This window comes from Streptomyces canus 299MFChir4.1 (assembly GCF_000383615.1).
Lineage (GTDB): Bacteria > Actinomycetota > Actinomycetes > Streptomycetales > Streptomycetaceae > Streptomyces > Streptomyces canus_C.
In genome coordinates, this window is record NZ_KB911611.1 from 1 (window position 1) to 11710 (window position 11710).

Below are 11710 nucleotides of genomic sequence, written 5' to 3' on the forward strand. Positions count from 1 at the left end.
AAGGCGCCGACATCCGCCGCTGGGCGAAGAAGCACAAGGTCGAGCTGTGCTTCACGCCGACCTACGCCTCGTGGGCGAACCCGATCGAGGCCCACTTCGGGCCGCTGCGGCAGTTCACCATCGCCAACTCGAACTACCCCAACCACACGGTTCAGACCCGGGCCCTGCACGCCTACCTGCGGTGGCGCAACACCAACGCCCGCCATCGCGACGTCCTGGCCGCCGAACGCAAGGAACGCGCCCGCATCCGCAGCGAAAAGGGCATCCGCTGGGGTGGACGCTCCCTCGCCACCGCAGCCTGAACGACCCGGCGAACCTATGCGGTCAGAGCACTAGCCGCGCAGCCGTGGACGCTCTCGACGTTGGAGCTGCTCATGCGGGAACTGAGGGTCCGCGCGGTGAGCATCACGCGCTGGGCGACCCGCCCTGGGGATATCCGGGCCGCCGATCGGCGAGCCGCCCTCCAGATCGCCGCGCAGCATCCACACCTTCTCGCCGTTCATCCCGCCTACCCGCTCGACGAGCTGCCGAGCGCCATCTCGGCGGCGCGGACCAGCGGCACCGGCACCGTGTTGCTCAAACTGACCTGACCAAACCTGGACCGCAGGGGAGCAGTGACCTCATGGAATTCAAGACCATCGGCACCATCGGTGCGGGAGCACCAGCACAAGCCGTGGCCGCCCACGCGGCACGCGCCGGGCACCCGGTGCTGGTCAGCAACAGCCGCGGCCCCAGCACACTCGGCGACGCCGCCGCCATCGGGCCCGGCGCCTCGGCGGCCACGTTCGAACTTGGCGCGCTGCGGGAAGGCGGGGCGCTCATGCAGCTCGGCGGGCCGCTGAGCGGCAAGCACTTCTTGGTCCAGGGCTGAGGCCCGACCGACACCTCAAGAGACGAAGAGGCAAAGGACACGGACGGTGGCAACAGATACTCAGACCTCGCGGACCGTGGCCGAGAAGTTCCTGGAGCGCCTCGGCAGGCAGGACCCCGACGGCATCCAGGAACTGTTTTCCGAGGAGATCGACTGGCACGTCCCCGGCAGTGACGCACTGCCCTGGACCGGGCGCCGTACCCGCCAGGAGGAGGTCGCGCCGTACTTCACCACCATGTGGCCGCACTTCGCGCACGGCCAGAGCAAGGTCGTGCTGGAGCGCTTCATCGTCGACGGTGGTGACGTGGTGCTGCTGGCGGTCTTCACGCACACCGCTGTGACCAGCGGCAAGCAGTTCACCACACCGGTGGCCATGCACCTGACGGTCGAAGGCGGCCGAATCGTTCGCATGCACCTGTACGAGGACACACTGACCGTCGCCGAGGCGTTCAACGTCGGCTGAGCGGAGGGCACTCAGGGACCCCGCGGCCCGGGGCGGCCGGGCCGGGCATGTACGCATAGATAGGGTCAGCCGAGACACGGCCGAAGCCGAAACGGAGAGCAGAACTCGCCCCCGGTCAATCGCTGCCGGTCAGCACGTTGGGGCGGTCGGCCTTCGGCGATGACTGCCGATCAGGTCCCCCAGCGATGCCAGGCCATCGGCCGGTGTCGCCATGTCGACCAGCGTGCCGCCCGCCGGGTCTGTCGCACTGGGGACTTGACCGGCGCCCACGAACTTTCGTCCCCCGCCGTGTTCCGCCGGTCTCCAACCTCCTCGCCCGGCTGAATGGTGTTCGCAAACGATCGTTTGCCGACAGGCAGGCGACGCGTCCAATGAACCTGTGCAATCCAGGGGTTCACGGCAGCGTGAATCCAATCAGATCCGATGGTGATTGCTGACAGGGTTTGACGACAGATAGGGTCAGATCCTCCCGTATGGAAGGGGCCCGCGAGTGTCGAACCTGGTCTACAAGCGGGTCTCGACCGACCAGCAGTCGACCGCCCGGCAGAACCTCGTCCTGTATGAGGCCGGCATTTAGGACCCAGTCGTCTTCGAGGAGGACCCGGGAACCTCCAGCCGCCTCCACCCGCTTCAGCGGCCGAAGTTCCGCGAACTGCTCACCTACGCGCGGCCGGGCGACCCTGTGCACGTCTCCGAGATGTTCCGCCTCGTGCGCGGCACCAGCCACATCCTCGATGCGCTCGACGTCCTCCACCGCGACCAGGTGGCGCTGCGTATCCACGACGGCGCGTTCTCCGCGATGAACCTCACCGCCCGCCATCCGCGCACCGGCGAGCTGCCGTCCACCGTGAAGTTCATGGTGCAGACTCTCGCCGCCGCCGGCGAACTCCAACGCGACCTCCAGCGCGAGCTGACCTACGACGGGCTGCGAGCCGCCGAGGCCAAGGGCAGCAAAGGCGGGCGCCGCCCCGCCGTGGCGGCCGACAGGGCCGGCGCCGTCCGCACCGCGTACCTGGAAGGCCGCTCCATCGCCGCCCTTGCCCGCGAGCACGACGTCAGCCGCGGCGCGATCCGCACAGCCGTCGCCGACCTCCTGCCCAACCACACCGCCGTTGAGGAGGATGCCCCCGCGCCGGAGCTGCCGGTCACCCTCGATATACCCGGCAAGGTCGCCGACTTCCTCCGCGCCACCCAACTGGACCCCGCCGAGCGGGCCGCGCTCGACCAGGGGATGACCGTACGGCGCGGCCAGGGCTACACCCTGCGCGTCAGCGCCGTCCCCGCCGTGCACCGACCCCCGTCATCCGATGCCCCCTGGAAACGTGGCTGACCCTATTTTCGTGGCGCCGTGTGACCGGACGGAGGCCGTAACGGCGGTAATTGCTGATGTCCGCGACAGACCGTCCACCGGACCATGAATCCGGCGGAGGATCAAGAAGGTGGCGCCATTGACAGATCCACCGCGTTCTCTCGTTGAATTGAGGTGGATGTGCCATGGACGTTGGCGGTAAGAGTCAACTGCGTCCCACTGTCGAGCAGGAAGATCTCTGGTACGCCCGGCAATCCGCCCCGGCCGGTCCGACAACGAGAGCGATCGTCGAGACAGCGGCCGCACGTGTCCGCTCAACCCAAGACGACGGTACCTCGCAAACGGTGAAGGACCGGCGGCTGTCCGACGCGATCCAACCGGCCACATCCCGCGGACGACTTCGGCAAGGACCAGGCCCACTGGGCCGAGCGGTTCGCCGACCAGCCCGCAGTCGTCTCACTCGCCGGACGGACGGCGCAGGTGTCGCACCACATCCCGCGGGACGGGACACGTCAGCGGCGAGGCAGCCGGCCGTCTGCGGGTTCCGGTGCGTGAAAGCGGGCGTTGGCCCGTCCTCGCCGCTGACGCCGAGCCCCGACGTACCGCGCGCGGGGCCCGGACCACTGCGCCCTCGTCCGGATGCAGTTCGACGACATGCCCTGAACCGTTGAGCCAGGTGGGCCCGTCCGACCGTCCGGCTGCGGTAACACGCAGCGGAAGGCCGCTCCCCATGACTCCCGCTCGCGCATGTCATGTGTGAGCGGAAGGACAACCGACTCCGCAAAGGAAGATCTGCCATGAGCGCATTCGACGAACTCCACGTCGACCACGTCGGCCTCGCGGTCGGTGATCTCGCCCGAGCAACCGAACTTTTCACGACCGGCTATGGGCTGAGCGTCCAGCCCCGAGCCGCGAACGCGCCCCTGGCGGACGGCGTGCGCACGGTCGCCCTGCGCAGGAAGGACATCCGTATCGTCCTGACCGAGGTTCGTCATGCTGACCACCCGGCCGCGGCATTCGTCCAGCAGCACGGGGACGGTGTGTTCGATATCGCGCTAGGCACGCCGGATGCCGGGTCGGCGTTCAGCGAGGCGGTACGGCGCGGTGCGCGGCCGGTGGCCGCGCCGGCGGAGCACGACGGCGTGGTCACGGCGTCCGTGACCGCGTTCGGCGACGTGACGCACACCTTCGTCCAACGCCCCTCGCAACCGGACGATGTCCGTCCTGCGGAGTCCGGACACGACCTCGGCCTGCACACGATCGACCACTTCGCGGTATGTCTGGAGCCGGGCCATCTCAAGCCCACGGTACGGTTCTACGAGACCGTACTCGACTTCAAGACGGTCTTCACGGAGCACGTCGTCGTAGGCGCCCAGGGGATGAACTCCACCGTCGTCCAGAGCCGGTCCGGCGCAGTGACGCTCACCCTCATCGAGCCCGACCTGTCCAGGCGCCCCGGCCAGATCGACCAGTTCCTCAAGGACCACGGCGGGGCGGGAGTGCAGCACATCGCGTTCGCCACCGATGACATCGTGCGGGACGTGGGTCTCCTGAGTGGGCGGGGCATCGGATTTCTGACGACGCCCGGCGCCTACTACGACTTGGTGCCGGGCCGGCTGCGGCCCGTCCAGCACTCCGTGGACCAGCTCCGGGCGCTGAACATCCTGGTCGATCAGGACCAGGACGGCCAGCTCCTGCAGATATTCACTCGGTCCACGCACCCTCGCGGCACCCTGTTCTTCGAGGTGATCGAGCGGCTGGGCGCCCGTACATTCGGCAATGGCAACATCAAGGCGCTGTACAGCGCCGTCGAGCTGCAGCAAACCCGGGATGAGGCAGCGAGGTGAATGAGCCCGACCGGGGCAGGGACCACGGTCCACTGATCTGTGTGGCGGACGTCGAACGGCTGGCAGCCGAGCGGCTGCCGGCCGAGGTGTGGGATTTCGTCGCGGGCGGCAGCGGTGACGAGTCGGTCCAGGCCGCCAACCGGGCGGCACTGGACCTGGTACGTCTGGTGCCCCGGGCTCTCACCGGAGCCGGCACCGCCAAGACTTCCGGCCAACTGCTCCTCGCCGACACAGCGATGCCGGTTGTGGTGGCACCGATGGCCTATCAGCGGCTGCTGCATCCGAACGGTGAACTCGACGCGGCACGGGCCGCTCGGACCGCCGGCGTTCCCTACGTGATCCCCATGCTGAGCAGCTACCCGCTGGAGGAGATCGCCGAGGTCGGCGGAACCATCTGGTTCCAGATGTACTGGCTGCGGGACCGCGGTCTGCTGCTCGACCTCGTCCGCAGGGCGGAACACGCCGGGTGCGAGGCGCTCGTCGTCACCGCCGACGTCCCTGTCATGGGCCGTCGGCTGCGCGACCTGCGCAACGGCTTCGCGCTGCCCGCGTCCGTGACCGCCGCCAACCTCGGAGCCGAGGCGGTCACGGCGACGCATACCCGAAGGAGCGGAACCTCGGCGGTGGCCACCCACTCGGCCACCGCCTTCGACCCGACCGCTGACTGGGCGGACGTGGAATGGCTGCGCGGGCACACGGATATGCCCATCGTCCTCAAGGGCATCCTCGACCCTCGGGACGCCGTCCGGGCGGCGGAACTCGGCGCCGAGGCCGTTGTCGTGTCCAACCATGGCGGCCGCCAGTTCGCGGGCGCGGTGCCGAGCATCACGGCGCTGCCGCCGGTGCTTGACGCCGTGCAGGGACGCTGCGCCGTGCTGCTCGACAGCGGTATCCGCTCCGGTACGGACGTCCTGCGGGCCCTCGCCCATGGCGCGGCCGGTGTCATGTACGGCCGACCCGTGCTGTGGGGCCTGGCCGCGGATGGCAAGGCGGGCGCCGGCCTCGTGTTGGATCTGCTCCACACCGAGCTGCGGGAAGCGCTCACGCTGTGCGGCTGCGACAGCCTCGCCGCAGGCCGAGACCTGACCGTCATGCCGGCCTGATATCTGGCCCGCCACTCAATGGAGAGCCAGGCAGAGCATGGGGGTCATTCGGGGCGGCCCCCTCACACCGGGTGCCGGGTCGGCGCCGTCGGCATCATCCAGGGCCGCCGTCCAAGCACGACCTTTCGCGCACAGGACTTGTGCTTCCCACCACGGCCGATCCAATCATGGCCTGGTCTTCGCGCCGGCCGGTCCCGTAGATGAACCTGTGGCCTTGCACCGCGACAGGGGCCCGAGGGGGTCTGCGAGTGTGGCAGACCCCCTCATGGTGTTGCAGGCGGGTTGAACTGCCGGCGGCTGGATGTGACGCGGTTACGCGGACCTTTGGCTGGACTGGCGTTCCCCCGGGCCGCGGACGGGCGGATCGTCCTGGAGGTGGACGTCGGCAACTGGCTGCGGCCGGAGTCGATGTCGGCAACTGGCTGCGGCGGCACGCGAATAGCAGCACGGACCGGCTGTTCCGCCACACCTATGGCCGGGGAAAGGCTCGGCCCAGATGATCCCTGGCCGGCCCTACCCGTTCGTAGCGGCTTTGGCGGGCGGACCTCATGGACCACCATCCTGAATGTGATCTGGCTCCATCCCTGTGACGACGAGAGCACCGTCACGGCGGCCCAGATCCGGGAGGTGGTCCAGCGGTTATGCGTGGCGGGCAGTGACTTTCCTGCTCTGCGACCTGCCTGTCGAACTGTTGGGGCGGCTGCGGTCGGACCGTGTCATGTACTTCCCGCCGCGGGAGAGGGCCGCGTTGCCCCGTCCCAGCGACCTGGCAAGCGCGGGCACAAACCCAAGCGCGGAGCGGAGCGCAAGTCCGAGGACTCCGCCACCTGGCCCGCCCCCTGCAACCGTCACGGTCACGGAGACCACCCGTTAGGCGGTGCTGCCCGTCAACATGGTCAAAATCGCGGAGACGGGGAGGTGAGCGCGATGGGGCGTCCCGGCCGCCGGGCGAACGGGCACGACCAGACCCCGACGCCGCCGGCCGCGGAGACCGGGGGCTTCGAGGGGGTGAGGCCGGGGCGGGAGTCCCGGCCTCACCGCACTCGGGGTGAGGGTTCAGGCGGCCAGCACAGCCGCTACCGACGCCGGGTCGTCACGGAAGTAGAAGTGACCGCCGGGGAAGGCGTGCCGGCGTACCGTCACGCCGCTGTGCAGGTCCCACGCGCCGAGTTGGTCCAGGGTGAGGCTGTCAGCCTCACCGCCGAGTACGACGAGCGGCACCGGGAGCGCCCTGGATTCCTGGTACCGGTAGTTCTCCAGCAGGGCGAAGTCGGCGCGAAACGCGGGCAGCAGCACCGCCAGCAGGTCGCGGTCGGCGGCGATCTGGGGCGGGATGCCTCCGTAGCGCTCGTTCAGGACCGCGACCAGTTCCTCGTCCGGCAGGCCGGACAGCGGAGCCTCGGGGCGCGGCAGGTGAGGGGCCGGGAACGCCGAGACGACGAGCCGTTCAGGCAGAGGCAGGCCGCGGGCGGCCAGTTCGCGCGTCACCTCGTAGGCGACCAGCGCACCGAGGCTATGGCCGAAAAGGTCGTAGGGGGCGACGAACTCCGTCTCCGCGAGCAGGGCGCGCACCACGGCATCCATGTCGGTCAGGGCCGGTTCGGCGACGCGGCTGCCGCGTCCCGGCAGGCAGATGCCGTAGATCTGGGTGCCGGGCAGGTACTGACCCCAGCGGACGTACTCGCCCGGGAGCCCGCCCGAGTGGGGGAAGCAGTACAGATGGCGCTCGGTGTTCGTCGTGGTGGGACGACCGTTCAGCCAGGGATTGCGCCGAGCGGGAGCGACGCCGAGGGGCGGGGCGGGAAGGGACGTGGTCATGAGGCGGGGTTCTCCTTGGTCTGGACGGGAGCTCCGGCCCCGCGCTCCTCGATCAGCGTGGTGAACGCCGACGGGGTCTGGAAGCGCAGGACGTCCGAGGCACTGACGGTGACGTGGAAGGTGGAGCCGGCCCAGGCAGCGAGCTTGGTGGCGGTCAGCGAGTCGCCCCCAAGGTCGAACAGGCCGTCCCGCGGGTCGATGTCCGGGCAGCCGAGGGCCTGTCCGAAGGCGGTGAGCACGGCCTGCAGGACGGGCGGACGCTCCGGTGCGGGAACGCCGGTCGGTGCGGCGGCCTCTGTGAGTGCGGCGGCCGAGGGCGCGGGCGCCGCGGCGGCGGGCGTGAACCGGACCGGTGGCGGCACAAGGTGGTGGCGGCGTTCGAACGGGTAAGTCGGCAGCGCGATCCGGCGCCGGGGCCCGTCGCCCTGGAGGGCGGCGAAGTCGGGGTGCGCCCCTCGGGCCCATATCTCGCCGACGCCCGCCAGCAGTACCGTCGTCTGCGACGCCTCTTCAGCCGGGTGCGGGGCGAGGTGTACGACGGCCTGCTTGTTGTCATAAGCGGCGTGCTGGCGGGTCAGCGTGGCCAGGGTGCGGCCCGGGCCGATGTCGACGAGGACGCGGTCCGAGGCACCGAACAGGGTGTCCAGCGCTTCGCCGAACCGGACGGGTTCGCGCATGTGCCGCACCCAGTACTGCGAGGTGCGCACGGCCTCCTCGTCGGCCCATGCGCCGGTGGTGTCCGAGAGCACTGGCAGGGTCGGCCGCTCGCGCGGCAACGCCTCGACGGCCTCGGCGAAGAGGCGGGTGACCGGGTCGACCAGGGGTGAGTGGCCCGCGGTGGCGATGCGCAGCACCCGCGCCTCCAGCCCGCGATCGTTCAGCTCCTGTGCGAAGCGCGCCACGGAGGCGGCGGGGCCGGTGACCGTGCACTGACCGGGGCCGTTGACCGCGCCGACGGTGATGTCGGCGGGGAGCAGCCCCAGTACGTCCGTCTCGGACAGACGCACCGCGGCCATCGCGCCGGCCGGCACGGTGCCGAGGAGTCGTCCCCGTTCGGCGACCAGCCGGGCCGTGTCCGCCGGGGCGAACACGCCGGCCGCACAGGCCGCGGCGTACGCGCCGAGGCTGTGTCCGGTGACGGCGCTCGGCCGTAGGCCCCAGGAGTCCAGCAGGCGGGTGGTGGCGTACTGCACGGCGAACACCGCCGGCTGGCCGACCTCGATGGTCGCCAGCCGTTCGGCCGCCGTCGCTCGTTCGGCGTCCGTGCGGGGGTAGAGGACTTCGCGCAGGTCCACGCCGAGCGAGCCGGCGACGGCGTCGGCCAGTTCATCCAGAGAACGGCGGAACACGGGCTCGCCGTCGTACAGTTCGGCCGACATGCCGGTGTGCTGGCCACCCTGGCCCGGGTACATGAACACCAGTTCGGCGTCGGAGAGCGCGCTGCTCGCCGCGGGGGCGGTGGCGCGGCTCCGCAGCGCGGTTACCGCGTCCTGCGTGCCGGAGGCCACCACAAACCTTCGGTGGGCGTGGTGCGTCCGGCCGTCCTGGAGTGTCCATGCGGTGTCGCCCAGGTGTGTCCCCGGGTGGGCGGCGAGATGGTCGGCCAGGCGGTCCGCGACCGCCTCGGCGGCTGCCGGGGTCCTGCCGGAGACGATCAGCAGCTGAGAGCGGCTGGAGGGCACGGACTCCTCGCGGGGCGGGGCCTGTTCGAGGACGACGTGGGCATTGGTGCCGCCGACACCGAGCGCGTTGACGCCGGCGATCCGCGGTCCGTCCGTCGGCCAGGCGCGGGTGGTGCCGCTGACCTCGAAGGAGGAGGTGGCGAAGTCGACGGCCGGGTTGGGCCGCCGGTAGTGCAGGGTCGCCGGGACTACGCCGTGTTCGACACTGAGGACGGTCTTGATGAATCCGGTGACGCCGGCCGCCGCGTCGGTGTGACCGATGTTGGTCTTCACCGAGCCGATGAGGCAGGGGGCTTCGCGGCCCTCGCCGGAGCCGAAGGCCCGAGTGAGCGCGGCGACCTCGATGGGGTCGCCGAGCGCGGTGCCCGTGCCGTGGGCCTCCACGTAGCCGACCTCGTGGGGGTCGATGCCGGCGATCTCGTGGGCGGTGCGGATCACTTCGGCCTGGCCCACGACGCTGGGGGCGGTGAAGCCCGCCTTGTGACGGCCGTCGTTGTTGACGGCCGAGCCGCGGATCACCGCGTGGACGTGGTCACCGTCCGCGAGGGCGTCCGCCAGGGGCCGCAGGACCACGACGCCGACCGCGCTGGCGGAGACAGTGCCGTCGCTGTCGGCGTCGAAGGCGCGGCAGTGGCCGTCGGCGGCGACGATGCCGCCGGGCGTGTAGCGCAGGGCGGGCAGATGGGGCACGACGGTGGCGCCGCCGGCGACGGCCAGGTCGCATTCGCCGTTCAGCAGCGCCTGGACAGCGAAGTGGACGGCGACCAGTGAGGTGGAGCAGGCGCTCTGCACGGTCGTCGCGGGACCGGTCAGGTCCAGGTGATAGGCGATGCGGGTGGCGGCGAAATCGGGGGCGGTGGCCTGGCGCAGACGCCATTCGTCGAGGAACGGCATCTCGTCGATTCGGGCCCGGACGGCTTCCGCGTAGCCATTGCCGCCTGCTCCGACGTACACGCCGGTCACCGGGCGGTCCACGCCGCCGTGCCCGGCCCGTTCAAGGGCCTCATGGGCGCACTCCAGCAGCAGTCGCTGCTGCGGGTCGGTGATCAGCGCGTCGTGGGCCGATAGTCCGAAGTAGGCCGCGTCGAAGTCGCCGGCACCGTCCAGGACTCCGTAGGCGGGGATGAATTCGGGGTGAGCGGGGTCGGCGAGGTCGGGGAACACGGTGACCGATTCCCGGGCCGCGAGCAGGTTCTCCCAGAAGCGCTCCACATCAGGGGCGCCGGGAAACCGGCCGGCCATGCCCACCACCGCGACGAGGTGGTCTTGGTCTTCCTGTTCGTCGTGCGTCATCGGGAGTCCTTCACGGAGGGGGCGGGAGAGGAAGGAAAAGGGGAAGGGGAAGGGGAAGGGGGGATCGCGGGGTCCCGGGGGCCCATGGCGCCGGGGATCGCGGGGTCCCGGGTGCCCACGGCGCCGACGACGAACAGGACGGCGGCGAGAGCCTGGAGGGCGGCCAGCCCCCAGAAGGCGGGGATGATCCCCGCCTTCTGGGCTACCGTGCCGGACAGGACCCAGCCCACCGTGCCGCCCGTGAGCGCCAGGGCCGCCGCGACTGTGAGCGCCTCGGGCCGCCGGTCCTTGGGGATCCGCAGGACGCGGACGGTGGCGACCGGCGAGGAGGAAACGCCGTTGAGCAGGCCGGCGAAAAGCAGCAGACCGACCAGGCCCGGCAGTCCGAGGTCCAGCGGAAGCGCGACGAACGCCACGCCGAGCCCCACCCGGCCGACGAGGGCGAGGGTGCGGGCGGGTACCCGGCGCATCAGCCGTCCGGCCAGGAGGGTGCCGGTCAGGGCTCCGCCGCCGAACGCGGTCAGCAGCCCACCGGCCACGACGGACGATCCGCCTTCGCGGGTCACGGCGATCACCGGGAGCAGCGCGAACAGCGCCTGCCAGGCCATCTCCCCGAGCGCCAGGCCCGCGGACCAGTTGCTCAGCAGGCGGTCCTTCAGCAGAAGTCGCAGCGCGGCCACCGGCGAGCGGCGGGACACCGGCGCCCGCAGCGGGGCATGCGGCAGGAACCGGCTCAGTAGCAGCGCCGAGGCGGCGAAGGACACCGCGTCCAGGAGAAGCACGACGGGGGCGCCGAACAGGGAAATGAGCAGGCCGCCGAGCGTGGGGCCCAGCAGGACGCTGAGCCGCGTCGCGCTCTGCAGGGCGGCGTTGGCCTGGCCTAGGAGCCGTTCGTCCTCGCCGACGACGTTCGGCAGGGTGGCCTGCTGGCTCGCCAGGTACGGCGCGTAGAAGGCGCCCATGGCGAACATGATGACCACGAAGGTGGCCGTGTTCAGGCAGTGCAGGTAGTACAGCACCGGAAGCACCGCCACGAGCGGGCCGCGGACGGCGTCCCCGATGAGCATGATCCGCCGGGGCCCGATCCGGCCGGTCCAGGCGGCGCCGAAGAAGCCGAACACCACGACCGCGGCGAGCTGGGCCGCCATGATCAGGCCCATGTCGCTGGCGGAGCCGGTCAGTTGGAGCGCCAGCCAGGGCATGGCGACGGCGCTGAGCTGCGTGCCGAGCATGGACGTCGTCTCGGCGGCGAGGAGTACGCGCAGGGTGGGATGGCTCCAGACCCCGGGCGGGGATCCGGCCTCAGTGGCTTCGATGGTCATGG

General features: G+C 70.7%; 8 protein-coding genes and 2 pseudogenes. 7 read left to right on the forward strand and 3 right to left on the reverse strand.

All coding sequences use genetic code 11. The features are described 5' to 3' along the window. From H293_RS0137935 to H293_RS0137970, 7 genes and pseudogenes are all read left to right on the forward strand, one after another. Positions 1-302, forward strand: a pseudogene (locus H293_RS0137935) (IS630 family transposase); the annotation flags it as partial. Between the two features lie 72 nt (positions 303-374). Further along, positions 375-590, forward strand: coding sequence for a hypothetical protein (locus H293_RS0137940; RefSeq protein ID WP_020123013.1), 216 nt, complete (start codon positions 375-377; stop codon positions 588-590). Between the two features lie 32 nt (positions 591-622). After that, complete coding sequence (locus H293_RS0137945) at positions 623-871, forward strand: NAD(P)-binding domain-containing protein (protein ID WP_020123014.1); 249 nt, start codon at positions 623-625, stop codon at positions 869-871. Between the two features lie 46 nt (positions 872-917). Then, positions 918-1334: a nuclear transport factor 2 family protein gene (locus H293_RS0137950; RefSeq protein ID WP_028808541.1), complete on the forward strand. Its 417-nt coding sequence runs from the start codon at positions 918-920 to the stop codon at positions 1332-1334. Positions 1335-1941: 607 nt separating this feature from the next. Continuing rightward, positions 1942-2664, forward strand: a pseudogene (locus H293_RS50735) (recombinase family protein); the annotation flags it as partial. 776 nt (positions 2665-3440) lie between these two features. Beyond that, the gene (gene hppD, locus H293_RS0137965; protein WP_020123017.1) at positions 3441-4490 is read left to right on the forward strand and encodes a 4-hydroxyphenylpyruvate dioxygenase; all 1050 of its coding nucleotides are present in this window, start codon (positions 3441-3443) and stop codon (positions 4488-4490) included. After that, positions 4487-5593 (forward strand): alpha-hydroxy acid oxidase, encoded by a 1107-nt coding sequence (locus H293_RS0137970; protein WP_020123018.1) that lies wholly within the window; start codon positions 4487-4489, stop codon positions 5591-5593. Before hppD ends, H293_RS0137970 begins: the two co-directional genes overlap by 4 nt. A 1056-nt stretch (positions 5594-6649) precedes the next feature. Here H293_RS0137970 and H293_RS50740 read toward each other — a convergent pair. Genes H293_RS50740 through H293_RS0137985 form a run of 3 tightly spaced genes read right to left on the reverse strand, consistent with a single transcriptional unit; the run spans position 6650 to position 11708 of the window. Next, positions 6650-7411: a thioesterase II family protein gene (locus H293_RS50740; protein ID WP_020123019.1), complete on the reverse strand. Its 762-nt coding sequence runs from the start codon at positions 7409-7411 to the stop codon at positions 6650-6652. After that, positions 7408-10386 (reverse strand): type I polyketide synthase, encoded by a 2979-nt coding sequence (locus H293_RS0137980; protein WP_020123020.1) that lies wholly within the window; start codon positions 10384-10386, stop codon positions 7408-7410. The genes H293_RS50740 and H293_RS0137980 overlap by 4 nt, the downstream gene beginning before the upstream one ends. Further along, a complete protein-coding gene (locus H293_RS0137985) occupies positions 10383-11708 on the reverse strand; it encodes an MFS transporter (RefSeq protein ID WP_106968504.1) in 1326 nt (441 codons plus the stop codon). Before H293_RS0137985 ends, H293_RS0137980 begins: the two co-directional genes overlap by 4 nt. Positions 11709-11710 lie beyond the last annotated feature (2 nt).